Annotated in this window: 24 protein-coding genes and 1 tRNA gene; 12 read left to right on the top strand and 13 right to left on the bottom strand. The window is 50.0% G+C overall.

Features of this window, described 5'->3' with window-relative positions:
* Positions 1-76 precede the first annotated feature (76 nt).
* Both metH and IBX50_RS03600 read left to right on the top strand, forming a co-directional pair.
* Positions 77-3790 (top strand): methionine synthase, encoded by a 3714-nt coding sequence (metH, locus tag IBX50_RS03605; RefSeq protein ID WP_292253346.1) that lies wholly within the window; start codon positions 77-79, stop codon positions 3788-3790.
* 7 nt (positions 3791-3797) lie between these two features.
* Positions 3798-5123 (top strand): MATE family efflux transporter, encoded by a 1326-nt coding sequence (locus IBX50_RS03600; protein WP_292253344.1) that lies wholly within the window; start codon positions 3798-3800, stop codon positions 5121-5123.
* A gap of 59 nt (positions 5124-5182) precedes the next feature.
* On the opposite strand, the gene IBX50_RS03595 is transcribed toward IBX50_RS03600, so the two are convergent.
* Positions 5183-5995 (bottom strand): flagellar motor protein MotB, encoded by an 813-nt coding sequence (locus IBX50_RS03595; RefSeq protein WP_292253343.1) that lies wholly within the window; start codon positions 5993-5995, stop codon positions 5183-5185.
* Positions 5996-6046: 51 nt separating this feature from the next.
* A complete protein-coding gene (locus tag IBX50_RS03590; protein WP_292253341.1) occupies positions 6047-6823 on the bottom strand; it encodes a MotA/TolQ/ExbB proton channel family protein in 777 nt (258 codons plus the stop codon).
* Positions 6824-7118: 295 nt separating this feature from the next.
* On the opposite strand from IBX50_RS03590, the gene IBX50_RS03585 reads away from it, so the two are divergent.
* Positions 7119-7577 (top strand): cytochrome c, encoded by a 459-nt coding sequence (locus IBX50_RS03585; protein ID WP_292253339.1) that lies wholly within the window; start codon positions 7119-7121, stop codon positions 7575-7577.
* 61 nt (positions 7578-7638) lie between these two features.
* Here IBX50_RS03585 and IBX50_RS03580 read toward each other — a convergent pair whose 3' ends face one another.
* On the bottom strand, positions 7639-8316 hold the full coding sequence (locus tag IBX50_RS03580) for a cytochrome b/b6 domain-containing protein (protein WP_292253338.1): 678 nt from the start codon (positions 8314-8316) through the stop codon (positions 7639-7641).
* Positions 8317-8381: 65 nt separating this feature from the next.
* Between IBX50_RS03580 and pdxH the strand changes: the two genes are divergently transcribed.
* Positions 8382-9029 (top strand): pyridoxamine 5'-phosphate oxidase, encoded by a 648-nt coding sequence (gene pdxH, locus IBX50_RS03575; RefSeq protein WP_292253337.1) that lies wholly within the window; start codon positions 8382-8384, stop codon positions 9027-9029.
* A gap of 22 nt (positions 9030-9051) precedes the next feature.
* Here pdxH and IBX50_RS03570 read toward each other — a convergent pair whose 3' ends face one another.
* Entirely contained in the window at positions 9052-11781 is a 2730-nt protein-coding gene (locus tag IBX50_RS03570; RefSeq protein WP_292253335.1) for an acetate--CoA ligase family protein, read from the bottom strand.
* Between the two features lie 119 nt (positions 11782-11900).
* On the opposite strand from IBX50_RS03570, the gene IBX50_RS03565 reads away from it, so the two are divergent.
* Entirely contained in the window at positions 11901-12824 is a 924-nt protein-coding gene (locus IBX50_RS03565) for a histone deacetylase family protein (RefSeq protein ID WP_292253334.1), read from the top strand.
* Between the two features lie 88 nt (positions 12825-12912).
* Positions 12913-14466: a diguanylate cyclase gene (locus IBX50_RS03560; RefSeq protein ID WP_292253332.1), complete on the top strand. Its 1554-nt coding sequence runs from the start codon at positions 12913-12915 to the stop codon at positions 14464-14466.
* A 66-nt stretch (positions 14467-14532) separates the two neighbouring features.
* Here IBX50_RS03560 and IBX50_RS03555 read toward each other — a convergent pair whose 3' ends face one another.
* The 7 genes from IBX50_RS03555 to IBX50_RS03525 all read right to left on the bottom strand — a co-directional run bounded on the left by IBX50_RS03555 (position 14533) and on the right by IBX50_RS03525 (position 20553).
* Positions 14533-14922, bottom strand: a complete 390-nt coding sequence (locus IBX50_RS03555; RefSeq protein WP_292253331.1) for an ectoine synthase — start codon at positions 14920-14922, stop codon at positions 14533-14535.
* 11 nt (positions 14923-14933) lie between these two features.
* Positions 14934-16229, bottom strand: coding sequence for a diaminobutyrate--2-oxoglutarate transaminase (gene ectB, locus IBX50_RS03550; RefSeq protein WP_292253371.1), 1296 nt, complete (start codon positions 16227-16229; stop codon positions 14934-14936).
* A 70-nt stretch (positions 16230-16299) separates the two neighbouring features.
* Entirely contained in the window at positions 16300-16791 is a 492-nt protein-coding gene (gene ectA, locus IBX50_RS03545) for a diaminobutyrate acetyltransferase (RefSeq protein ID WP_292253330.1), read from the bottom strand.
* Between the two features lie 183 nt (positions 16792-16974).
* Positions 16975-18333 carry a glutathione-disulfide reductase gene (gene gorA / locus IBX50_RS03540; protein WP_292253328.1) on the bottom strand — a complete coding sequence of 453 codons (1359 nt, stop codon included), beginning with the start codon at positions 18331-18333 and terminating at the stop codon, positions 16975-16977.
* A 33-nt stretch (positions 18334-18366) separates the two neighbouring features.
* The gene (locus IBX50_RS03535) at positions 18367-18834 is read right to left on the bottom strand and encodes a cytochrome c (protein WP_292253327.1); all 468 of its coding nucleotides are present in this window, start codon (positions 18832-18834) and stop codon (positions 18367-18369) included.
* Between the two features lie 27 nt (positions 18835-18861).
* Positions 18862-20052, bottom strand: a complete 1191-nt coding sequence (locus IBX50_RS03530) for an HD domain-containing phosphohydrolase (RefSeq protein WP_292253325.1) — start codon at positions 20050-20052, stop codon at positions 18862-18864.
* A 162-nt stretch (positions 20053-20214) separates the two neighbouring features.
* Positions 20215-20553 (bottom strand): hypothetical protein, encoded by a 339-nt coding sequence (locus tag IBX50_RS03525; protein WP_292253323.1) that lies wholly within the window; start codon positions 20551-20553, stop codon positions 20215-20217.
* Positions 20554-20626: 73 nt separating this feature from the next.
* On the opposite strand from IBX50_RS03525, the gene IBX50_RS03520 reads away from it, so the two are divergent.
* Positions 20627-21463 carry an inositol monophosphatase family protein gene (locus IBX50_RS03520; protein WP_292253322.1) on the top strand — a complete coding sequence of 279 codons (837 nt, stop codon included), beginning with the start codon at positions 20627-20629 and terminating at the stop codon, positions 21461-21463.
* Here IBX50_RS03520 and IBX50_RS03515 read toward each other — a convergent pair whose 3' ends face one another.
* Positions 21464-22228, bottom strand: coding sequence for a glycerophosphodiester phosphodiesterase family protein (locus IBX50_RS03515; RefSeq protein ID WP_292253321.1), 765 nt, complete (start codon positions 22226-22228; stop codon positions 21464-21466).
* Positions 22229-22292: 64 nt separating this feature from the next.
* Between IBX50_RS03515 and alr the strand changes: the two genes are divergently transcribed.
* The 4 genes from alr to IBX50_RS03495 all read left to right on the top strand — a co-directional run bounded on the left by alr (position 22293) and on the right by IBX50_RS03495 (position 25534).
* Positions 22293-23384 (top strand): alanine racemase, encoded by a 1092-nt coding sequence (gene alr / locus IBX50_RS03510; RefSeq protein ID WP_292253319.1) that lies wholly within the window; start codon positions 22293-22295, stop codon positions 23382-23384.
* Positions 23385-24024: 640 nt separating this feature from the next.
* Complete coding sequence (locus tag IBX50_RS03505; RefSeq protein WP_292253368.1) at positions 24025-24279, top strand: GrxA family glutaredoxin; 255 nt, start codon at positions 24025-24027, stop codon at positions 24277-24279.
* A 100-nt stretch (positions 24280-24379) separates the two neighbouring features.
* Complete coding sequence (gene rlmJ / locus IBX50_RS03500; protein WP_292253318.1) at positions 24380-25216, top strand: 23S rRNA (adenine(2030)-N(6))-methyltransferase RlmJ; 837 nt, start codon at positions 24380-24382, stop codon at positions 25214-25216.
* Between the two features lie 147 nt (positions 25217-25363).
* Positions 25364-25534, top strand: coding sequence for a hypothetical protein (locus IBX50_RS03495; protein ID WP_292253317.1), 171 nt, complete (start codon positions 25364-25366; stop codon positions 25532-25534).
* Between the two features lie 10 nt (positions 25535-25544).
* Here IBX50_RS03495 and IBX50_RS03490 read toward each other — a convergent pair whose 3' ends face one another.
* The gene (locus IBX50_RS03490; protein WP_292253316.1) at positions 25545-25730 is read right to left on the bottom strand and encodes a DUF4113 domain-containing protein; all 186 of its coding nucleotides are present in this window, start codon (positions 25728-25730) and stop codon (positions 25545-25547) included.
* Positions 25731-25918: 188 nt separating this feature from the next.
* On the opposite strand from IBX50_RS03490, the gene IBX50_RS03485 reads away from it, so the two are divergent.
* Positions 25919-26008 (top strand) — tRNA-Ser (locus IBX50_RS03485).
* Positions 26009-26114 lie beyond the last annotated feature (106 nt).

Genomic DNA, 26114 nt, shown 5'->3' with positions numbered 1-26114 from the left:
AGGTCTTTTTCTCTGACCTCCTGAAAAGCTTTTTGTTACAATGCTCCAAACTTTTCCACCGGAGTCAGTATCACAGATGAACAGCCCCGCACCCGCTACCCTGGCACGCCTAGAAACCCTGAAAAAAAGCCTGCAACAACGTCTGGTCATTCTGGATGGCGGTATGGGCACCCTGATCCAAATGGAAAAACTTCAGGAGGCGGATTACCGGGGTGAGCGTTTTGCTGACTGGCACAGTGATGTTAAAGGCAACAATGATTTGCTGGTACTGAGCCAGCCGGATCTGATTCGCCGTCTGCACGGGGAATATCTGGCCGCCGGTGCGGACATTATTGAAACCAACACCTTTAACTCCACTCGCCTGTCCCAGGCAGATTACGACATGCAGGAACTGGCAGCAGAGCTGAATGAAGCCGGTGCTCGTGTTGCCCGTGAAGCTGCCGATCAGTACTCCACCCCGGATAAACCCCGTTATGTGGCCGGGGTGCTGGGTCCAACCAGTCGAACAGCCTCCATTTCTCCGGATGTGAATGATCCCGGTTACCGTAATGTCACTTTTGATCTGCTGGTGGAAAACTACATTGCTGCAACCGAGGCACTGATTCGTGGTGGTTGTGATCTGATCCTGATCGAAACCATCTTTGATACCCTGAATGCCAAGGCTGCGGTGTTTGCAGTACAGGAAGTGTTTGAACGCCAGGGCTATGAGCTGCCGATCATGATTTCCGGCACCATCACTGATGCCTCCGGTCGCACCCTGTCCGGTCAGACCACCGAAGCCTTCTGGAATAGCCTGCGCCATGCCCGCCCGCTATCCATCGGTCTGAACTGCGCACTGGGTGCGCAGGATTTGCGCCCTTACATCGAAGAGTTGTCCCGTATTGCGGATACCTATGTATCCGCTCACCCCAATGCCGGCCTGCCCAATGCCTTTGGTGAATACGATCAGACACCGGAAGAAATGGCCGAGATTCTGGTGGAGTTTGCCCAGTCCGGTTTGATGAACATTATTGGTGGTTGTTGTGGCTCCACTCCGGCACACATCAAGGCCATTGCTGATGCAGTAGCCAGTATCCCACCGCGGCAGATTCCTGAAATACCCCCCGCTTGCCGCCTGTCGGGTCTGGAGCCTTTTAACATCACCGCCGATTCACTGTTTGTGAATGTTGGTGAGCGTACCAACGTCACCGGCTCTGCCCGTTTCAAAAAGCTAATTGTGGCTGAGGATTACACCACTGCGCTGGAAGTGGCACTGGAGCAGGTGGAAAACGGTGCTCAGGTCATCGACATCAACATGGATGAAGGCATGCTGGACTCTCAGGCCGCCATGGTGCGTTTCCTGAACCTGATTGCCGGTGAGCCGGACATTGCCCGTGTTCCGATCATGCTGGACTCGTCCAAATGGCCGATTCTGGAAGCGGGCCTGAAGTGTGTGCAGGGCAAACCGATAGTTAACTCCATTTCAATGAAAGAAGGTGAGGAAGCCTTCCGCCAGCAGGCATTACTGTGTAAACGTTATGGTGCTGCGATTATTGTTATGGCCTTTGATGAGGCCGGTCAGGCGGATACCTTTGAACGCAAAACCGAAATCTGTGAACGTGCCTACCGCCTGCTGGTGGATGAAATCGGTTTCCCTGCTGAAGACATTATTTTTGACCCCAATATTTTTGCTGTAGCTACCGGTATTGAAGAGCACAACAATTATGGCGTGGACTTTATTCAGGCCTGTGAATGGATCAGCAAAAATCTGCCCCATGCCCTGATTTCCGGCGGTGTATCCAACGTTTCTTTTTCTTTCCGCGGCAACAACCCGGTGCGCGAAGCCATCCATTCAGTGTTCCTCTACCATGCCATTAAAGTGGGTATGAGTATGGGTATCGTGAATGCCGGTCAGCTGGCACTCTATGACGATCTACCCGCTGAATTACGGGATGCCGTGGAAGATGTGGTATTAAACCGCCGCTCAGACGGTACTGAACGGCTGCTGGATATTGCCGAAAAGTATCGCGGTGATGGTGCGGTTGCCGAGAAAAAAGAAGATCTGGAATGGCGCAAACTGCCGGTTAATCAGCGTATTGCCCATGCTCTGGTAAAAGGTATCACCGCATATATTGATGTGGACATCGAAGAAGCCCGCCTGGCCGCTGAACGCCCAATCCACGTGATTGAAGGCCCCCTGATGGATGGTATGAACATCGTTGGTGACCTGTTTGGTGAAGGCAAAATGTTCCTGCCGCAGGTGGTGAAATCGGCGCGAGTCATGAAACAAGCTGTGGCTATCCTGATTCCTTATATCGAAGCAGAAAAATCGGGTGAGGTACAAACCAAGGGCAAAATCCTGATGGCTACCGTCAAGGGTGATGTTCACGATATCGGTAAGAACATTGTGGGTGTGGTGCTTCAGTGCAACAACTATGAAGTGGTGGATATGGGCGTGATGGTGCCTGCCGACAAAATTCTGCAAAAGGCACGTGAAGAAAAGGTCGATATTATTGGCCTGTCCGGCCTGATCACCCCGTCACTGGATGAAATGGTGCACGTCGCCAAAGAAATGCAGCGCCAGGGTTTTAACATCCCCTTGATGATTGGTGGTGCCACCACCTCCAAAGCCCACACAGCGGTGAAAATTGATCCGCATTATGATGAGGCAGTGGTTTATGTCAGTGATGCATCCCGCGCGGTAGGTGTGGCCAGTAACCTGCTTTCTAAAGAGCTGAAACCGCCTTTCATGGCAAAAATTCGTGAAGAATATGATGCTGTGCGGGAACGCCAGAGCAAACGCACCTTAAAAGCCGCTGAGTGTGATTATGCCGAAGCGCGCCGTCGTAAATTAAAACTGGATTTTGTAGCCCAACCCCCTGTTCCACCGCGTATCACCGGTATCCAGTCTTTTAATGACTACTCACTGGAAGAACTGGTGGAACGCATCGACTGGACCCCCTTTTTTATCAGCTGGAATCTGGTGGGTAAATACCCGGCTATTTTTGAAGACAAAGTAGTAGGTGAGGAAGCCAAAAAACTCTTTGTTGATGCTCAGGAGATGCTGAACGAGCTGATCGAAGGTAAAAAAATCAAGGCACGCGGTGTTATTGGCCTGTGGCCTGCCAACTCGGTGGATGATGATGTCATTGAAATCTACGCCGATGAAACCCGCCAGCAGGTGGTGCAACGCCTGACCCATCTGCGGCAGCAAACACCGGACAAGGATGGTCACTGCAAGTCACTGGCCGATTTTGTCACCCCTAAAGACTCGGGCATTGCTGACTGGATGGGTGGTTTTGCTGTGACCGCCGGTATTGGTGCTGAAGAGCTGGCCAAGGAATACGAAGCCCAGCATGATGATTATCGCGCCATTATGGTTAAAGCTCTGGCTGATCGTCTGGCCGAGGCCTTTGCCGAGCGCTTGCATGAACGGGTGCGCAAGGAGTTCTGGGGGTATGCAGCCGATGAACAGCTGGATAATCTTGCACTGATCAAAGAAGCCTATCAGGGGATTCGTCCTGCACCGGGTTATCCTTCCTGCCCTGATCACACTGAAAAAGGCCCACTGTTCAAGTTGCTGGATGCAACAGAACACACCAGCCTGTTTCTGACCGAAAGTTATGCCATGTACCCCACCGCAGCGGTTTCCGGCTGGTATTTTGCCCATCCAGCCAGCAAGTATTTTAATCTGGGTAAAATCACCCGTGATCAGGTGATCACTGCCGCTGCTCACAAGGATATGCCTGTTACTGAACTGGAGCGCTGGTTAACACCGGTGCTGGGTTACGATCCAGATCAGGCTCAGTAAGCCATCCATGTTACCGGCAGATCGGACACGCAAAATACTGACACTGGCATTGCCCATTATGGGCGGTATGCTCAGTCAGAGCCTGCTGAATCTGGTGGATGCCGCGCTGGTGGGCAGTTTGGGTGAAACGGTGCTGGCGGGTGTGGGTGTGGGCGGTTACGCCATTTTTATGCTGACCGCCCTGATTATGGGGCTATCTTCCGGTGTGCAGTCACAGGTTGCACGACGACACGGTGCCCGAGAATACTCAGTGCGTGCACTGCCCCTGAATGCTGCCATCCTGCTGGCATTACTGGTCACGGTGCCGTTAACGCTGTTGGGCTGGCTGGAGGCTGGCTGGATTGTGGCCTGGATCAACCAGACCCCGGAGGTGCAGGAGGTCGCTAGTGATTATTTTCAGTGGCGAGTGTTGGCACTGTTGCCGGTGGCGCTGACCCTGTGTTTCCGAGGTTACTGGCATGGTATCCATGAGTCCGGTATTTACCTGCGCATTATCCTGTTTACCCATGGCCTGAACATTCTGTTGAGCATCTGGCTGATTCATGGTGGATTGGGTGTACCGCCACTGGGTGCCGTGGGTGCTGCTTTGGGCACCAGCTTGTCGGTCACGGCTGGTGCATTGGTCTGGGGCTGGTTAACCTGGCAACGCGCCTGCCCCAGTGGCTTTTTATTCAAGGTGCCCACATTCAACCTGCTTTGGCGCACGCTGCGGCTGGCACTTCCTAATTCAGTACAGCAGTTTCTGTTTGCCGTCAGTTATGCCGTACTCTTCTGGTTCCTCGGGCAAATCAGCACCTCCAGTGTCGCTGTAGGCCATGTACTGGTGCATTTGTCACTGCTGTTAATTCTTCCCGGTGTGGGGCTGGGTATGGCAGCCATGACTCTGGTCGGCCACAGTCTTGGTGAAGAAGAACGGGATGAAGCCCACCGCTGGGGCTGGGAGGTGATGCGCCTGGCTGTTGTGCTTCTGGCTGTGTTAGGCACACCCATGTTGTTTTTTCCTGAAGCCATACTGGGAATTTTCCTGCATGACCCCCATTTGATTGAGCTGGGACGAATTCCACTGATGCTTACCGGTATCATGATCACTCTGGATTCAGCTGCAATTGTTTTTAACCAAGCGCTGCAGGGTGCCGGTGCTCAGCGCACCGTAATGCAGATCAGTCTGTCGATACAATGGTTATTCTTTTTACCTGCAGCCTGGCTAATCGGAATTCATCTGCAATGGGGTTTACTGGGGATTTGGATTGCACAGCTGGTTTATCGAATCATTAACTCAGCGGTATTTATCTGGATCTGGCAACAGCGCCGCTGGCAAGAGTTAAAGGTTTAAATGAAGAGCAATAAAAAAGCCTGCAATGATCGCAGGCTTTTTTATTGCTCAGGTAAGGGTCAGCGGTAGGTTGGTATCTGCTGAATTCCCTGGAAGATCTCCCGATCTTCAGTGATATCCCGCTCCATCAGCAGAATCTCAACCCGACGGTTACGTACTCGACCTTCCGGTGTGGCATTGGATGCCAGAGGGCGAGCATCACCATTACCTACTACATAAAGATGCTCTTCATTCATATTGCTCATCCAAGTCAGTTCATGAGCAACAGAAATGGCTCGTGCAGCTGACAGCTCCCAATTTGAACGATAACGCTCGGAATTAATCGGAATATTATCGGTATGGCCACCCACCACTACGTACATCTCAAATTCAGAGATCAGATCGCCAACACGCTGGATAATCGGTACCATCTGAGGCTCAAGCCAGTCACTGGCTGATCCAAAGGCTGCATCATCAGGGAAACGGATGATGATGTGATCTTCATCCTGCTCAACAATAATCAGACCTCGCTCAATTTCGTCAACAAAGTTAGTTTGCAGACGGTTACCCAAAGCATCCAACTGATTTTCCATACCGGTATTTTCGGTGGTTGGAGGTTCAGGCTTAATGGGTGCAATGATGTTTTCTGTACGGGGTGGATTATCTACAGGAATCATATTAAGCGGGTTCATCATCTGGAACCCGAAAGAATTTTGCAGCGCCATGGAAACAGCACGAAAACGCTCAACTTCCATGGTGGAAAAAGACAGGATCAGTACAAAAAACACCAGCAGCAGCGTCATCATATCCGCAAAGGTGGTCATCCAGGGCGCAATAGGTGTGCCCTTGATTTCTTTTTTTTTCTTTTGCGGTATTGCTTTAGGGGAACTCATAACCGCTACCTATCTCCAGAGTGAACGCGCACGACACAAAAAAACAGTCTATTACTCAATTTCTTCTGTCATGTTGACTGCACCACGCTGGTACTCAGGAAGATAGGTTTCCAGCAGTTCATCCAGTACTTGCGGGTTCATGCCGTTATAGATACCCATAACCGAGTCAACAATCAGAGACATGTTGTTTCTGAGTTCATCCCCTTTCATTTCCAGCTTGTCAGCAATAGGAATAAAAATCAGCTGTGCCAGAACAGAACCATAAAGAGTTGTGATCAGAGCCAGTGCCATACCCGGACCCAGTTTGGTAGGGTCGTCCAGGTTGTTCAACATGGCAATCAGACCGACCAGAGTACCGATCATACCAAAGGCTGGAGCCAAGTCACCAAAGGCCCGGAACACCTTCTCGCCGATGGATTTACGTTCAATCGTCAGCAGCATTTCTTTTTGCAGAACTTCCTGAATAAACTCCGGTGCGCTACCGTCCACACACATCTGAACACCCTTCTGGAAAAAGGGGTTGTCGATAGGTTCGTCTTCCAGACCGAGCAGACCATTACGGCGAGCAATACGTGACAGGCGATTAGCAAGGGCGATGATTTCGCGCGGATTGTCATTACGATCAAAAAACGCTGCTCCAATCCCTTCCTTGATGCCGGTTAGGTAACTTTGCACACGAAACTTGATCAATGCGGCAGCAAAGGTGCCACCAACAACGATCAACAAGCTGGGCAAACTGAAAAACAAACCTAAGTCAGCACTGGTAACAATTGCCAGCACAATCAGAGTAAAACCAAGCACCAAGCCTAGCAGCGTAGCAAGATCCATATCGCGATCCTTAAATGTAAACAGCGATTATTTGCGCAAAATCTCTGACAACCCTCGGGCGCAGACGACACTATCATAGCAGTCCTGAGCCGTTTGAACAGCCTTCAGCCTTAGGCTTTTGTTGCAGAAAATGGATTTTTATCTAAAAAAAGCATTTCGCGTAACTGTATGTGGTAAATATGTGCCAGCTAAGACTGTGGATTTTGCCGTACCCGTCAAATTATTGTAAAGTCCTTGCTGTATTAGCGAAAGCAGTTCGCAGTAGATGCACTTTTGCAACTCAAGGAGATCCAACATGTTGAAGAAAGTTATTGCAGTGGCAACCCTTACCCTGCTGGGTTCTGGCAGCCTTCAAGCTGATATGTTTAAGCCCGAAGATGCTGTTAAATACCGCCAGGCTATTTATCAGGTTTTTGGAGCCCAAAGCAGTGTGATTGGCGCCATGATTCGTGGTGACATCCCTTTTGATGCCGCAGAAATCAATAAACGCGCCACCAATATTGCCAAGGTCGCACCTATGCTGGGTGAAACCTACTTCCCTGCCACTCGTGGAGTATCAGACAGCAAGCTGAAGGAAGCAGCCTGGAACAACATGAGTGATTTCCAGAGCAAGGGTCAAGCATTCGGGAAAGCTCTGGGTGAACTGGTTGAAGCATCAGGCAAGGCTGATTTTGATGCCGCCAAAGCCCGTCCTGTGATTGGTGCTATGGTACAAAGCTGCCGTAATTGCCATGATGATTATCGTGCCCGATAAAATGGCGTAATCGATTTATCAATAAGACCGGAGACAGGGATACCACTGCTCCGGTTTTTTGTCACCAATGAAATATCTGCAACACACTCAACACAGCCAATACCACTGCAACTGCAAATCTAACCCAGGGAAAAGCGACAGTCAGCTGCTGATCAGCATCCTGCGGCTGTCTCTTCAGTGTTTTATTGCCACTGAACATGGCTTTAACCAACCCTTCCCCGCGTAGTTTATAAACCAGAATGGCCAACAAATGTGTAGCAATCAGCAGCAGCAACCAGTCAAAAAACAAATGATGCCAACGTGACATCCAGCTGGATGTTGAGCGTGCCACACTGTCATATAGAGGGCCGAAGTAGAAAATATCGTCGCTGGTAAAAAGCCCGGTGATCAACTGGAAACTTACCGCACCCAGCAAGACCAACACCATCAGACCACCTGGCGGGTTGTGCCCTAGATAAACAGGTTTTTGCGGTGTAAAAAAGTTCTTCACGTACAAAAAAAGAGCTTTTGGGCCGTATATAAACGCGGCAAAACGCGCAGAGGGCGTACCAATAAACCCCCAGATCAGCCGATAGACCAGCAGACCCATCAGCAACTGCCCCATTAGAAAATGATGCTCCATATTGTTGTTACGCTGGGTCAGCCAGAGCAAAAAGATCAGCAAGGGCAAACACCAGTGAAATATTCGTATTGACCAGTCCCATACTTTGATATTCTGGACTGCAGACTGCTCCATCATGAGTTTATACTCCTGATTCAGTTGCAAAAATAAACACCCTCACTTTACACCAAGAGGACAGCAAGATGAATCGTGATCTAGCCGCAATGCGCCGCAATTATGCCTTGGATGCGCTGACCGAAGACAAGGCAGGAGACTGCCCTTTTGCCCTCTTCAACCATTGGTTGAGTGATGCCGTGCAAACTGAAAACCTTGATCCCAATGCCATGACTCTGGCTACTGTGGATACTGAAGGCCACCCCAAGGCGAGAATTCTTTTGCTAAAAGGTTTTTCAAAAGAAAAGGGCTGGGTTTTTTACACTAACTATGAAAGTGACAAAGGGCAGGAACTGGCTCAGAACCCTAATGCAGCTTTGCTGTTCTGGTGGGAAATGCTGGAGCGCCAGGTACGTATTGAAGGCCAGGTTGAGAAGTTAGACGAAGCAGAATCAGATACCTACTACATCAGCCGTCCCCGTGACAGTCAGCTGGGTGCCTGGGCTTCTGAACAGAGCCAGGTTATCAAAAGCAGGGATGTACTGACGGAGCGACTGTCTATTCTTAAAGAACAGTATCAGCAGGTGGATGTTTTGCCACGCCCACCTCACTGGGGTGGTTATCGACTGGTTCCTCGGGTTATCGAGTTCTGGCAGGGACAGCCCAGTCGTTTACATGACCGAATGCGTTACCGCTTTGAAGATGGTCAGTGGACCAGAGAAAGACTCTCGCCCTGATCCACAATACACTGGCCAGTGTTCAGTCCACGGCATTGGTCAAACGGTGTCTCTGCCACTCGGTTGTTGGTTCGTTGAGTGGCAACACTGCATCAATTACCTGCTCGTCCAGGTTATAGCTGCATTTGAATCCCAGATGTTTCATCAATCCACGCATCGGGTGGTTTTCAACCATGATTTTGCCAACCATTTCCAGTGTGCCAACACTTTTTGAGTAGCTGATCAGTTTACCCATCAACAATGAACCAAGCCCCAGTCCCTGCAGATCATCACGGATAATGACTGAAAACTCAGTACGCACGTTATCAGGGTCAGTCCAGACACGTGAAACACCCAGTATTTCCTTGCTGCCATCCTCCAGTGTCTGTTCAGCAATAAATGCCATCTGTCGGTCGTAGTTAATCTGAGTCAGTAATGACAAATCCCGTTTGGTCAGATCGGCCTTGTTGTGGAAATAACGGAAACGGATACTTTCTTCAGAAAGACGGCTGTGGAAACGCAGCAATGCCACGGCATCCTCACCGCGGATTGGGCGAACTTCCACTTCGCGCCCATCCTTGAGATTAACTTTTTTCCGCAGATCTTCCGGATACGGCATGATGGCGTGGCGTGCCGGCTCATCCAGATCACACTGCATGTCGATGGCCAGCATTTCGTCTGCATTCAGCAGCAACGGGTTGATTTCCAGCCCTTTAATGCGGGGAATATCCGAACACAGCTGGGACAATTTCACCAACAATACACAAATACGGGTCAGATCCCGTTCCGGATGGTTGCTGTGTTCCTGAACCAACCGCCCGGCATGGCTGCGCATTACTAAATCCATTGCCAGGGTCATATTCAGAGGCGGAAAGGTCACCTGCCGATCCACCAGAATATTCACTTTATAACCCCCGATACCAAATAGAATCACTGGGCCAAAGACCGGGTCACGGGTAATACCCAGATTCAGCTGCATCGAGTGTTTGCCGCGCTGCATGGGCTGCAGCACAAAAGAATGAATCTGACTATCCGGAAACTTCTCTAGCACCTTGGCAAGCAGCTTTTCTGCACCTTTTTTTACATCGTCCGGGGTTTCCAGATCATGTAACAAGCCTGCCGATGTTTTATGGGGGCGTTTGCGGTACACAAAAGGGTAAGAATTGGTTGCATGGTTAATTTTGATGGCCTTGTGGCCTGCAAAATTGGCGGACATTTGTTCTGCTTCTGCCGGACTGGCTGGATAGAGTACCGGAGCCAGATCAATACCATAAGCCGTCAGTAATGCCCCGGTTTCTTGATGGCTTAAATGATCTCGACCTGCTGCCGCCACTGACTCCACCAAAGCTCTGGCCTGTTCACGGGCTTCTCGGGTGGTTTCAAAAGGCAGGGTGGGTGGTGTTTCCTGCAATAACTGCTGGTTGCGCTGGTAGTTCACCAGATGCATAAATGCCTGTACGGCTTTTTCTGGTGACAGATAGGTTGGCACCCCAGCCAAATTAAATTCATGGCGAGCGGGAAACGCATGATTCAGCCCCATCCAACTGGTCAGCAGATTACGCTTGTAGAGTTTTTTATTGGCAATTACCGCCAGAGCTGTTGCTTCACTGGGTGCCAGACGAGTGGGCGCATGAACCACCAGCACTGCATCCACCTCAGGATCTTCCGAAACCATTTGTATGGCTTCTACAAATCGCTGCGGAGTCGCACCACCACCCAGATCTAGGGGATTGCTACGAAAATGATCATTAGGTAACCACTCCTGTAGTTTCTGGCGGGTTGCTTCTGTGAGCTGTGCCAGCTGACCGCCCTGATGGATCAGACGATCCACTGCCAGCATGCTGGGACCCAGCCCGTTACTGATGATGGCAAGGCGATCCCCTCGAACCGGACGCATTCTTGTCAAGGTTTCCAGGGCATCAAACAATTCTTCACTGTTATGTACACGAACCATACCGGCACGAGAGAAAGCAGCATCATAAACCGGATCACGATTGGGTAATCCAGGGGTAATCAATAACGGTTCACCCTGCGCTTCAGCGGTGCGGCCGGATTTGATCGCCAGTACCAGCTTGTTACGCGAGGCCTCCCGCACAGCAGTCATAAAGTGGCGTGAGTCGGGAATGTTCTCCAGATGTAGCAGGATGGCCTGGGCACTGGAAAAACGATTCACATAATCAATCACGTCTGCCAGACGCACGTCAACACTGTCGCCAAGTGTGATCAGGTGCGAAAAGCCGATTCCCCGACCATTCGCCCAGTCGATGATGGCATTGCCTAGCATGCCAGACTGGCCGATATAGGCCACTTTACCGGCACGGATATTCTGCGGTGCATAACTGGCATTCAGTTTGCGAGCAGGCACCAGAACACCCATACACTCTGGCCCCATGATACGGATACCGGAGCTTTGGGCAGCTTCCAGCAATCGGGCTTTATAATTGGTCTGGCGGTGTCCCTGTCCGGAAGTCAGTACCAGCGCTGCCTTGACACCAAACCCTCCCAGTTCAGCAATCACCTCTGGCGCAACGGAAGCGGGAGTGCAAACAACAGCCAAATCAGGCACTTCCAGTAAGTCGTTGATGCGGGGGAGGCAATCACAGCCATGTACATTTACGTAACCCTTAGGGTTAACTACCCAGATCCGCCCCGGAAACTGAGCATCCAGCAGATTGACCACCACCTGGCCACCCAGACTGAAGTTCTTCTCGGATGCACCCACTACAACCAGGGTGCGTGGCTCAAAAAAATAGCGCAAAAAACGAGTACTCACCCTTTGACCTCCTGCCAGAAAATATTGATAGCTTAAAGCCTTGCAAACTCTTCGACCATTGCCCAGTATCCACCAAACGGCAACAAGTTTAAACTTATGAAAAAAATGACGGGCTTGAAATGATTACATCCTTCATTACACATCAGGACTGCAGTCTGCATGACATGGGTCCCTGGCATCCAGAAAGTCCATTGCGATTGAATGCCATTATTGACCAACTTAAACTCAGTGGTTTAATGAACCAACTGATGCAATACAAGGCTCGCCCGGTCACGGAAGAGCAGTTGTATCGTGCCCACCCCAAAGCCCATATCCGCTCTTTGCAGCTCAGTGTACCGCAGGAAGGTTTTACTGCTTTAGAAGATGAAACTCTGTTAGGCCCTCGTACACTGGACGCTGCGGGCATGGCAGCCGGTGCCGTAATACGTGGTGTGGAACAAATCTTCAAAAATCAGGCAGACAATGTATTCTGTGCCGTGCGTCCACCGGGGCATCATGCCGAACGAGTGGAGAGTATCGGCTTTTGTTTTTACAATAATGTTGCTGTGGGTGCTCTTCACGCTTTGGAACACTACGGACTGGATCGAGTTGCCATTGTAGATTTTGATGTACACCACGGTAACGGTACGGTGGATGTATTCCGCAACGATCCGCGCGTAATGGTCTGCTCCAGTTTTCAGCACCCCTTCTACCCCTGGCGTTATGCAGATTCAGAGTGGGATCACATCATTAACACCCCACTGGATGCCCATACCGGCAGTTTTGACTTCCGTAAAGCCATCGAAAAAAGTTGGTTGCCAGCACTGCAGAAATTTCGTCCGCAGTTGCTGCTGATTTCAGCTGGTTTTGATGCCCACCGTGAAGACCCGATGGGCGAGCTGAATCTGGAAGATGATGATTACCACTGGATTACCAGCCTGCTGATGGATGTCTCAAAAACCTACTGCAACGGGCATCTGGTTTCTGTGTTGGAGGGTGGCTACGACCTTAATTCATTGGCTCGATCGGCACACCGACATATCGAAGCCTTACAAGGTGTTTAAGCAGAACAACAGATTGCTTTAGGAAGTCAGTCGACTGGGTTATAGTAGCAAATCACGGAACAACCATGTCGCCTCAGGACTCTTTTGAATGCAACAGGTCAGCGATCATCACTTACCCGAACCACTGACAGCCCTGCTGGAAGGTTGCAAGAACCTGCCGTCGTTGCCAGCAGTTATTGTTAAAATCATTGAACTGGCGCGCTCACCCACGGCGGGAACGGGTGATCTTGCCGAGTTGTTGGCCAAAGATCCCTCCCTCAGTGCCAAAATTCTAGCTGCAGCCAATTCGGCTTTTTACAATGGTAAAGAGCTGAACACCCTGCAGCAAGCCGTTAATCGCATTGGTATGGATGGGGCATTATCCCTGTCACTAAGTTTTGGACTGGCAGTCCAGTCCGGAGAAGACAGCAACGGCATGGATCTGGACAGCTTCTGGAAGCGTTCGTTAATCAGTGGGTTAGTGGTTCGTGGCTTACAAAAACTGTTAAAGCTCCAGATTGATGTAGAAACGGTTTATCTGGCTGCCGTATTGCAGGATATCGGCATGCTGGCCTTGAATGAAGTTGATGCGGATATCTATGGCGTGATTTTTCATAGTGCCCGCTCCCATCGTCAACTGGCTTCATTTGAAGAGCGTGAATACGGTACCAGTCACACGCAGGTCGGTTGCTGGCTAAGCAGACGCTGGGGACTGCCGGAAAAATACACTCTACTCCTGTCACAAAGTCATCTTTTACCGAAAGAAGTCCCCAAGGACAACAAGGCACTGCGGGTTCTAGCGCTGTCCAGTCTGATGGCTGATCTCTGGTTATCATCCAACAAGGAAATGGCCATGACCCTGGCTTATCAGGCCAGTCAGGATTATCTGGATATGGATGAACGTCAGTTTTCCCATCTACTGCTCTACATCCAGGATCAACTGCCGGAGGTTTCCCGCTTGTTTGAAATCAAGGCTCCTAAACAGATTGATACCTTTAACCTGCTGCAGGAAGCCAAACACCTGCTGGCCGAGCGTAATCTACGCATGATCCAAAAGCTGACACAGCAACAACAGGATATTGATAAGTTACGCAAGGACTCAGAAAATCTGCAAGAGCAGTTAAAAAGAGATCCTTTAACCAGCATTTACAACCGCCAGTACACCGAAAAAAAATTGGTGGCCTTTTTTGCTGAAGTCACTGAGCAGCGTGGCAGTCTGGCGGTTATATTCATTGATCTGGACTACTTCAAGACCTTGAATGATCAGTATGGTCATGCACTAGGTGATGCAGCCCTGAAAGCTTTTTCTGCTGTGCTGGAGCAGGAGCTGGATAGTGGCTGTATGGCAGGACGTTACGGCGGGGAAGAGTTTGTAACCCTGATGCCCGGTTATAATCGAGATGGAGCGCTGGCTTTTGCCAAAAGATTGCAGGAGCATCTCGCAGCCAATCCCTTGTTAAGCCACAACCAAGAAGATATTTATGTCTCGGCATCCATGGGTATTGCCATTTATGCACCCGGCAAGGGCGTAGACCAGCAGTTTGCAGACCCGGACAGTCTGGTCAGTGCCGCTGATCAGGCCATGTACAGCGCCAAACGCACCGGACGTAATCGTATTCTGCTGTTTACCAGCAAAGGTTATCAGGACTTAAGCGAAAGCTGACAGCTGCACATAAAAAAAATTGCCCCGACTGGAACTCAGTCGAGGCAGTTTTTTTATTGCTGCAATTTATTCAGCCGGGGCGTAAGAACCATCTTCCCTGTGGCGCTCTGTCCCGGTGATTGCAGGATAAAACACACAGGCTAGAGTCATGGTTTTACTGGCACGCAGCAGATGCTGATCATGCTTATCCAGTACATAGACATCACCCGGTTTGATTGGCCAGATTTTACCATCAGCAACAGTTTCCACCTCGCCTTCACCTTCAATGCAATATACCGTTTCCAGGTGATGTTTGTAGTGAATGGGTGTTTCTGTACCCGCATAAATACGGGTAATGTGAAAAGAGTGGTTCATACCATCATCAGCCAGCACCAGGCGGGTGCTGTCCCAGTTACCATTTTCAGCAACCACCAGACGATCGGTTTTACGGGCTTCTTCAAGGTTTCTGACAATCATCGAGTCACTCCTCAGGCAGACTTTTTCGACTGTTGGGCACGGATTTTATCCAAGTTGACGTTAACCGCCCGCTCCAGAATATCCAGACCTCGATTCAGTTCATCATCAGTGATCAGCAGTGGGCACAAGCATTTTACCACCTGTCCGGCATGACCACAGGTTTCGATCACCAGGCCATTTTCAAAGCACTCTGCCACGATCTCGTCGGCCAGATCACCATCAAGTATGTCCAGGCCACGCATCAAGCCGCGGCCACGCTCACTGGCATCAATACCCACATCCTGAAACAGGCGTGCCAGTTGTTTAAAGCGATACTCAACAACTGTGCCCTTGCGAGTCACTTCTTTGGCGAGATCGTCATTATTCCAGTATTCCCGCATGGCAACAGTGGACGTGACAAAAGCCAGGTTGTTACCACGGAAGGTGCCGTTGTACTCACCGGGTTTCCATTGGTCGAGCTCACGTTTCATGAACACCGCAGCAAAGGGCAAACCATAACCGGACAGGGATTTGGAGGTGGTGACAATATCAGGATCAATTCCGGCATGCTCAAAGCTGAAATACTTGCCAGTACGGCCACAGCCGGACTGAATATCATCAACAATCAGTAGAATACCGTGCTTTTTACAGATTTTCTGAATGCCCTGTAGCCAGGGGATAGAGGCAACATTAATTCCACCCTCGCCCTGTACAGTTTCCAACAGGATTGCAGCTGGATAATCTACACCGCTGGAGTTGTCGGTCAGGGTTTTTTCCAGATAGGCCAGACTGGATGAATCTCCATCCATATAACCACAATAAGGCAGGAACGAAACACCCTGAGTTGGCATCGCAGCGGCATGGCGGAATTTGCTGTTCGCTGTGGCTGCCAGCGCACCCAGTGTTACACCATGAAAAGCATTGGTGAACGAGATAACATTGGTACGACCGGTGGCATTACGGGCAATACGCAGCGCTGCTTCAATGGCGTTGGTACCGGTCGGGCCACAAAACTGTACCTTGTAATCCAGACCACGGGGTTTAAAAATCAGCTGTTCCAGAGTTTCAAGAAAATCCCGCTTGGCGCTAGTCCACATATCCAGACCATGTGTAATACCATCATCCATGATGTAATCCAGCAGGGCTTTTTTTAATTTTGGGTTGTTGTGTCCATAGTTAAGCGTTCCGGCACCAGCCAGAAAATCAATGTATTCCTTACCATTTTCATCCGTCAGGGTAGCACCACGAGCACGGGTGAATACCACCGGGAAAGAACGGCTGTAGGTGCGCACCTCGGATTCAAGACGCTCCAGTGATTCTGAGTTCACATGTGAGTTGGTCATTTTAATGTCCTGTTTGCAGGTCAGTGGATTTAATTATTGGTATAAAACTATTGGTTCAATTGTTGAACGGACCGATTCTTACCAGCACTTCGGGATCATGCTCACCACCCAGTTGTTCACGGGTAAAGAACACCGCGTCTTCCAGGCTGGCATGCCGGTCCCTGGCAAAGCTGCGGAACAGCGCCCAGGACGCCTCGTTATCCGGTGTAATGGTGGTTTCCAGATATTTAACATCACGACAGGCTTCTCGATTGAGCACCGCATCGATCAGTTGCTTTGCCATGCCTTGACCGCGCAGAGCATCACCCACAGCCACTTGCCACAAAAAGAAAGTGTCACGGGTGCCGGGTTTGATATAACCGGATAGGAAGGCACTCGGCTGACCATCCAGCTCGGCAACAACACAGGTTTCAGCAAAATGAGTAGTTTGCAGCAGATAGAGGTAGGTGGAGTTCAGATCCAGCGGAGGACACTGTTGAATCAGCTGATGTAAAGCAACACCATCATCAGCACAGGGCTTTCTGATCTTCAGATTTTTGGTATCCATTAAGTTTTGTCTCTGTCCAAGATGGCAACAATAATACCAGAAAAGGCCAAAAAATCAAATTTGAATTTATCAAGACCGTCTTATTGCATAATCTGAAATTATGAATAAATTATACTCAGGTTTGTTTGTTGCGAAAAAAAAGCGGCCATCAAAGCCGCTTGTATTAACCCTGATTTTGTGTGCTTAACGTCGTGTGAGTGTCCGCAGCGTGACCAGCTCTTCAGCAGAGGTTGGATGAATACCAATGGTGGCATCAAAATCTGCCTTGGTCAGACCAGCTTTAACCGCAATACCTATGCCTTGCACCAACTCACCGGCATCTGCACCCACCACATGGCAACCCACCACCTTGTCACTGGCATCATCCACCACTAGCTTCATCAGACAGCGCCCTTCATTACCGGACAGGGTGTTACGCATGGGTTTAAAGCGTGTGGAATACACACGGATGGATTTGTACACTTCACGCGCTTTTTCTTCGCTCAGACCCACAGTACCTATATTGGGATGACAGAAAACAGCCGTTGGAATATTGGCATAATCCATTACCCGGTTTTCTTCTTCACTGTAGAGGTTGTGCACCAGGGTCATGGCTTCAGCCAATGCAACAGGGGTCAGCTGAGGGCCGCCGGTCACATCACCCAGCGCATAGATGCTGGGAATAGTGGTGCAAAAGTTGGTATCAACTGTGATTTCACCATTTTTGTTGGTTTTGATACCTACATTTTCCAGACCCAGATCAGTGACATTACCGCGCCGACCCGTTGCGCTGAGTACAGCATCCACCTCAAGGGTACGGCCATCACTGAGCGTGACTGCCAGTGCGTTCAGATGACGATCAATCCGCAGGATTTCACAACCCAGCAGCAGGCTGATGCCGTGCCCTTTGATTTCATCCTGAGCAAAACTCCGTGCTTCTTCATCAAAACCACGCAACACCTTATCACCACGATAAACCAGTGTTGTTTCAGCACCCAGACCATTAAAAATCGAAGCAAACTCCACCGCAATATAACCACCACCGTAAACCAGAAAACGCTTGGGGAATTCCGGCAAATCAAAAATTTCGTTGGAGGTGATACAAAACTCTGCACCGGGGAAATCCGGAATAAACGGCCAACTGCCGGTAGCAATCAGCAGACGCTCACTGCTCCAGGTTTTATCACCCACCTGCACAGTATGGGCAGAAAGAATCTTGCCTCGCCCTTCAATACGCTGCACACCACTGCCTTCCAGCAGGCGATTGTACACACCATTCAAACGCAGGATTTCAGCTGCACGGTTGTCACGCAGGGTTGGCCAGCTGAACTCCGGCTTGCTGATGGACCAGCCATAACCAGCGGCATCAGCAAAGTCTTCAGCAAAATGTGCCGCATAGGAGTAGAGTTTTTTGGGCACACAACCCACATTAACACAGGTTCCACCCCAGTAACGATCTTCAATGATCCCGACCTTAATTCCTTGGGCAGCAGACATACGAGCCGCACGTACACCACCAGAACCTGCTCCAATCACCAGCAGGTCAAAATCATATCCAGCCATATCAATTTCCTGTATTGAGGGTTTCAGCGCCCATTATCGGTAACGAAAGGTATTATGACAACGTCGGCAGCTCTGTGCGGTACGATCAATCAGCTGTCCAGCCTGAGACATCTGACCTTTGTCCAGGTGATCGTGAATCATTTCCAGATTATCTAGAAACTCATCCAGTAAAAAGTCGTAACGCGCCTTGCGGTTCCAGATTTCTGGGCGGGCGCGACTTTGCGGATAGATTTCTCTAGGTGAGGGTTCATCAAAAAGTGCGGGGAGTCGATAAGAGAGTTCCACCAGCTCACGGGAATACACCATAGCACCCTGGCGGTTGTCACTACGCTGATTCACTACTTTAAAACGTAATGCTTTGAATAAACGATCAATTTCATCAAAGGTATCAATTCGCAGATTAACATCTTCTGCCGTGATTTCAGCTCTGGCGGCCACCGGCAGCAGAGCCAGACACAACAGGAACAGAACCGGCAGGGTGCTGCGCAAAAAAACGGGCATCAACAACTTCCCTCCTTACAGTCATTATCAATTAACGCGCTTGAGTCGAATCCCCCACAAGAGGGTTGGATTCAGTCTGGGCAACTGCTGCGGGTGGATGGCGGATATCACCGAATACTTGTAATCACTGGTGTCCCGCTCCTGCAGGCGCATAAACAACTGCCCATGATCATCCATAACACTGGTGACCATCGGGGCACGGCTATCTGATGTTCGGCGTACCACCACAGCCAGCTCACCATTACGCAGCTTTACACAGGCACCTGGTGGGTAAATCCCCAACTCGTTCAAAAACACCATACTCAACTTGGGATCAAACTGCTGCCCACGCTCCAGAAAGATGGATCTCAGGCTTTGCTGAGCACTCAACCCCGGACGGTGTGGACGACCGCTGACCAGTGCAGCATAAACATCACCTAATGCCACAATGCGAGCTTCTGGGCGTATTTGGGTGCCTTTTAAACCCTTGGGATAACCCTTGCCATTAGCCTTTTCATGATGCTGAAAAACCACCTGCAACCACAGATTATCCTTCACCCCGGTAGCACTGAGCATTTTGACACCTTCCAGCGGATGCTGGTTCACCTGCTCTCGCTGTTTTGTATCCAGAGATTCTGCCTGAGCATGAAGCCGCATCTGGTAGGCATTCATGCCTACGTTCTGGGTCAGAGCTGCAGAAAGCATGGATAACTGAGCCGGTTGAGGAACATTCAGTGTGCGTGCAATCAAAGCCGCCATCACGGTCACATGCAGCGGATGCTGGATAATGTACGGATGTTCACGATTCAGGTGTACAGCCCCCAGCACGGCATCAGAGTTAAGCAGCACCAGACCTTGAATCTGGGTAGCCATATCATAGGTTTTACGCTGAATTTCGCCGGGTTTGGCGGTATTTTCTTCGATCCGCTGAAACAACTTATCAAGTTGATAACCAATTTCATCCAGCTCAGCAAAAGGATTGCTGTTTTCAGCAAACTTGACCGGTTGTGGCTCACCGGGTGGCGGCCCTTCATCAACTTCAGCGCCGGGTGGTGGCCCACTTTTCTGACGGTGGCCTTTGTCCAGCAGATTGTCCAGCTTGCGCTGGTTATCAATGACGGCACCTTCTCTCATCAATAACTGACCGCTGGCATTGTAAATAGTCCAGGGAAGCGTCATATTCAGCTCGATTTCACCTTCTTCGAGTGGATGAAGTTCCTGATCTTTTTCCTTGGGCATAATTATTCAGAATCCTGCAGTATCAGAGTTTTATGGATTTTAACCGAGCTGCCCGTCCAGTGCATGAGCATAAGGACGCATAATTACAGAGACTTACAAATAGCCTCTGCATGAGTAGATCAATACACCAAAAGCCATATCACTGACACTTTGAAACACTGTTCAGGGCTGCTCAGGTTTTTCACGCACTGCTTGCTGCCAAGCCTCAACACTGGGATAACCCGCTTCCAGTGCCTGAACCTCCAGCTGTGCAGAATAACGACCAATAAACGCAAACAAAGCCACCACTAACAGGCAAAGGGTTAATCCTGCGTGAAGTGCAGGCATCGGGGGTAAACCCAGTGCTTCAACAATGCGGCTGCGACTCGGTGGCCACCAGAAAAAACCCACCAGAGCCAGGGCTGCGCCAGTCAGAAAATAAAAACCAGTCAACCAGAAGCCAACCAGAATCAGTGAGCAGCCAAAAAACCAGCCTAATCCTGTTGTTAATTTGCCATCCATCAGATCAACCTTTTTTTTGAAATGCCGGAAATGCTACCCTTGATCCACCCAAAGTCAATCAAAAGGCTGCCTCGTGAACTTTATCCATCCAATCACCCTGCCCCTCGAAGAACTCGAAAAACGCCAGCGTTTTGCTGAAAAAATTGCCCTTAATGCCGGAAACATGCTGCAAAAAGCACGTGAAGTGGGAGATTTTAGCCAATCCTACAAGGATTATCAGGAGCTGGTCACCAGCACCGATCAGGAAATTGATGATTATCTTTGCGGCCAACTGCGTAGTGCTTTTCCGGAAGATCGTATTCTCAGCGAGGAAAACGACACCAGCACAGCTGATGCAGAACAAGCCACGGCATTATGGATTCTTGATCCCATCGACGGCACGGTGAACTTTGCTCATGGACAACCCCATGTAGCTATATCCATAGGTTTTTACAGCTTGGGAGTACCACAGGTGGGCGTTGTTCATGCCCCTTTTCTGCAAGAGACTTATACCGCGATCAAGGGCGAAGGTGCCTTCCGTAATCAAACCCCCATTCGTACCAGTGGACTCGATAAACTGCGCCCGGCATTAATTGCCTCCGGTTTTCCTTACGACAAAAGCCAGCTTGATTACCTGATTCGCAGGCTGGCCTGGGTGTTGCCGGAATGTCAGGATTTAAGGCGTTGTGGTTCCGCTGCCCTGGATATCTGCCATGTTGCGGATGGTTCGCTGGATGGTTATTACGAAAGCCTGAGCCTGTGGGATTTTGCCGCTGCCGTGCTGATTGCTGAAGAAGCCGGAGCCAAACTCAGTCACCTCTATCCCAATGAATTTAAACCCTTTTACATGGATACCCGTGACTGGGTGATCACCACCCCGGATATCCATGCTGATTTGACTCGCTTGTTGTTGAAAGCCGATGCCAGTTGATCAGACCACTTCACCATAAGCCTGCAACTGCCTGCTGCGCCAACCGGGCAGTTGCAACAGCCGATCGGGATAATCACTGAACATCCCCGTTACCCCCCAGGATTTAAAATGCTGAGCCTGCTTTACTGAGTTAACGGTATAAATATACACTTCCAAACCCAGGCTGCGGATTTCAGCCACCTGCCAACGACGTAAAGCAAATGCTGCCAGATGTACTGCCCGTACCTCCAGCGCCTGCGCTTTTTGTTGCCAGTCAGCGGGTAAGCCTTCCCACAAAACGGCACGCGGCAAGTGAGGTGCCAGTTTTTTTGCTTCTTCCAGAGCCTGATGCCGAAAGCTTGATAAGACCACCGGCACGCCGGGAAACTCCTGCAGTACCTCAAGACTGAGTTGCAGGGTTTTAATCCGATCAGCAGCATGGTTAGGCTTGATTTCCAGATTCAGCCCTAATCCAAGCTGCTGCAGTTTCTGCAAAGCCTGATGTAATGACGGGATGCGTTGTGCTGTTTCTGATAAACCACGGGGTGGATGAACTTTTAATCGCTGTAATTCAACCCAGTGATGATCCTTCACCGCACCAAAACCATTGGTCAAGCGATCCAGTTGATTATCATGAAAAATCACCGGCACCTGATCTGCACTGAGCATCACATCCAGCTCAACCCAGACACAACCTTGCTCTGCTGCCAGCTCAATGGCTCTTAAACTGTTTTCTGCTGCCTGTCCTCGAGCACCCCGGTGTGCAATAACAGATGACATCAACATGTGAAGGCATCCACAATATTAGGTAACATCCAACCCCCTGAGATTAAACTGTCGGAGCAGCAGCATGGCTCGCCCCCTGATTGCAGAAATTAACCTTTCTGCTTTGCGGCACAATTATCAGCTGGCACTCAGCCAGTCTGCAACATCTACAGCCTTAGCGATTGTTAAGGCGGATGCTTATGGTCATGGCGCTGTTACCGTGGCAGAAGCACTGCAGGATCTGGCTCCAGCCTTTGGTGTCGCCTGCATTGAAGAAGCTGAAATTCTGTATCAGGCTGGCATTCAAAAGCCAGTGATACTACTCGAAGGTTTTTTTGAGGCCGAAGAATTACCGCTGATTTTTGCCCGTGCTTATCAGCCGGTATTACACAGCCAATGGCAGATCAAACTGCTGCTGCAGGCACTGGAGCAAACACCCCAGCCCGCAAAAAGCCTGAAACTCTGGTTAAAAATAGATACTGGTATGCACCGTCTTGGTCTGCATCCTGATGAAACCCCTCAGGCTTACCAACAACTGGTTCAGCATCCGGCGGTGGCTTCAGTCACACTGATCACTCATTTTGCCTGTGCAGATGATCCATTCAGCACTACCAGTGACCAGCAGATCCAACGCTTCAACAGCATACAACAGGCTTTGCAGTGCCCAGTCAGTCTTGCCAACTCTGCCGCTACACTTAACCTCCCTGCAAGCCATCAGAGCTGGCTACGCCCCGGCATTATGCTGTACGGCGCATCACCCTTTGCACCCGGTCACCCGCTGGGTGATCAACTGCGCCCGGTGATGACTTTAAAAACACGCCTGATCAGTGTCAGAGACCTCCCAGCCGGTGAACCGGTGGGTTATGGTGGCCGCTTTACAACCACACAAGCAACCCGTATTGGTGTACTGGCCTGTGGTTACGGTGACGGCTACCCACGTCAGGCTATTGACGGCACACCGATATTAGTTAACGGTATAAAATACAGGCTGGCCGGTCGTGTTTCCATGGATATGATAACTGTGGATTTGGGTAGTCAATCAACTGCTCAACCCGGCGATGAAGTGGAGTTGTGGGGCAAGCACCTGCCCGTTAATGATGTTGCTGGGTATTGTGACACCATCAGTTACACCCTACTGACCGGCCTGTTGCCTCGTGTTAAACGTGTTTATCTATAGTTTTAACCCAGAACTTTGCAGGATTAATCATGAATCAACCCAACACTCCACCAACCACTCCACAAGAACGTATCGGTTTTATTGGCATTGGGCTGATGGCGCGATTGTTCACCAGCAGTTACGAGACCTGATCCGCCACTGCCAAATTATCTGCCTGTGTCTAGCGGATACCCAGACGGTTGAGCAGGTGGTGATGGAGCTACGGGAGCAGCTGCAACCGGGTCAGGGATGGGTTGCAGCCGAAATCCCCTGTCTGTCCACCGATCCGTTTGACTGGATCCCCCATATACATGGTATTATTTAAGGCAATCAAACATATTTGTACGCAATCTCCTACAAGACCCGCAGCTTTATGCAGCTATTCGCCAACACTCCAGATGCGTAATATTGCTCCTGAGCGTTCAGGAAAGGAAACTTGGCTCAACAGGCAAGAATCTCAATCCAGATTGAGAAGACACTCAGGTCCTTGGATCCAGTCTGCGCCCCGCTTCGGCGGGGCGTTTCATTTTGTGACCACTGTCCGCCACCACAGACCATAGCAACCCACAATCAGCCATTTAGGAAATTTACATTGGAATTGGTTATCATAGTGGCCGAAACTGGCTTCCATTGTTAAACACCTAATATTCTGAGGTACATGATGCATATCGTAATTTTTGGACGTCCCGGCTGCCCTTATTGTGTTCGCGCCAAAGAGCTGGCTGACAAGCTGGAAGCATCACAAGGTGCCACCTATCGTTATATTGATATCCACGAAGAAGGCATCACCAAAGCGGATATGGAAAAAACCATCGGCAAACCGGTTGAAACCGTGCCACAGGTTTTCATCGACAAGGAACACATTGGCGGTTACACCGAAATGGAAGCTCATGCCCGCGCCCAAGGCTGGGTCTGATACCGAATTTCTGCAGCCATCCACTGCACATAAAAGGCCACCCCAGCGGTGGCTTTTTTGTTAGAATCGCAGCCCCTGTCACACCGCCCGGATGAATCCCATGCTCAGCTACCGCCACAGTTATCATGCTGGCAACTTTGCCGATCTACTCAAACACCTGAGCCAGCTCTACATCCTCAGCTACCTGAATCACAAAGATAAACCCTGGTGTTATCTGGATACTCATTCCGGTGCTGGGCTGTATTCCCTGCGCAGTGAACAAGCCACAAAAACCTCAGAACATCAGCAAGGTATTCAGCGATTATTTGATCAGCCCTTGCAACATCCATTATTGCAAGAGTACAAAACACTGGTTGAAAGCTTCAACAAAGCTTCGCGCCTTGATTTCTATCCGGGTTCACCTGCGATGGCTGCCCAACTGGCACGACCAACAGATCGACTGCAATTGCATGAACTCCATCCCAGTGATCACCAGATCCTCGCTAAATGTTTTGAAAAAGATCGTCGTGTAAAAGTCAGCGAAAGTGATGGATTTGCCGGATTAAAAGCCAATCTGCCACCCAGAGAACGTCGCGGCCTGATACTGATTGACCCCTCTTATGAAATCAAAGAGGACTACAACAAGGTGTTGCAAGCCGTCACCGATGGTTTACAGCGTTTTGCCACAGGGACCTATGCCATCTGGTATCCGGTACTGCAACGCCAGCAAACGGAATCCTGGATCAAGCGTTTTCGGGATGCAGGCATCCCTGATCTATTACGGATTGAGCACTGCCCATTACCCGATAACAGTGGATTTGGCATGACCGGCAGCGGTATGTTGGTGATTAACCCGCCCTACTCCATGGCAGATGATTTCCGCAAACTCTTGCCAGAACTGAACCAGCTGCTGCGCCAGGGCAGTGAAGGGCATTTCCGGCTGGATAAACTCTCCTGAAGCTCGGTATTAGACTTTTTGTGCAATGCACAATAAATTGCTTCCCTTCATAGCAGAATCTGGTTAAGGTTCATCTCGAACAAACTGAAACACATCCGTGGTATTTGTTTACCGCTCCATTCACACCATGAAGAGCAGGAGACTGATATGTCCAGGAAATGCTATGTTGCAACCGCCGGTGGATTTTGTATGGCAGGCAGCAGCAAATCAGCACCTAAAGAATATCTATCCCATGCAAGCCAGGATGCTGCAAAAACTCAGGCAACCAAAACTGCCCCCACCCCCATCACCACCACAGAGCTGAAAAAAACAGCCTGATAACCACTGCTCATCGTGCCACAACTCGGGGAAGATCCTTGCAACTGGTGGTGTAGGCCGGTGAGCGATGCTCTTGTTTCATATGCCAGTTGGCCACCGGTCGACTGGCACCCATAACCAACGTATTACGCCCCTGCTGTTGATTGATTTCATCCATCACCTGCATCAATCGTTCACTGCGGCGAGATTCATGCATCCGGACACCCGCCACAGGATGAGTTAAAACAACTTTACCCCGACTGATTGCTCGCATCAAAGCAGAGCTGCAGGTCGTACAACCTATCTACCGTTAAGACAAGCAGTTGAGTTAACGCAGATTTCAGCGACCAAATGATAAAAAGCTGTTGACACCAACCAACCAGCTGATAAGATACGCGCCGTGTTGGAGGGTTGGCTGAGTGGTCGAAAGCATCGGTCTTGAAAACCGACGAGGGTGTGAGCCCTCCCAGGGTTCGAATCCCTGGCCCTCCACCAAGAATACACACTAACGCCCTGATTTTTCAGGGCTTTTTTTATGGAAAAGAAAAGCAGTCCCCCAATCAGTCCCCCAAATTTATTTGCAACTCATCCATAGTTTTTT

This window comes from Marinospirillum sp. (genome assembly GCF_014859565.1).
The sequence above is the reverse complement of the archived record's forward strand: the minus strand, read 5'-3'. Positions and strand labels throughout refer to the sequence as shown.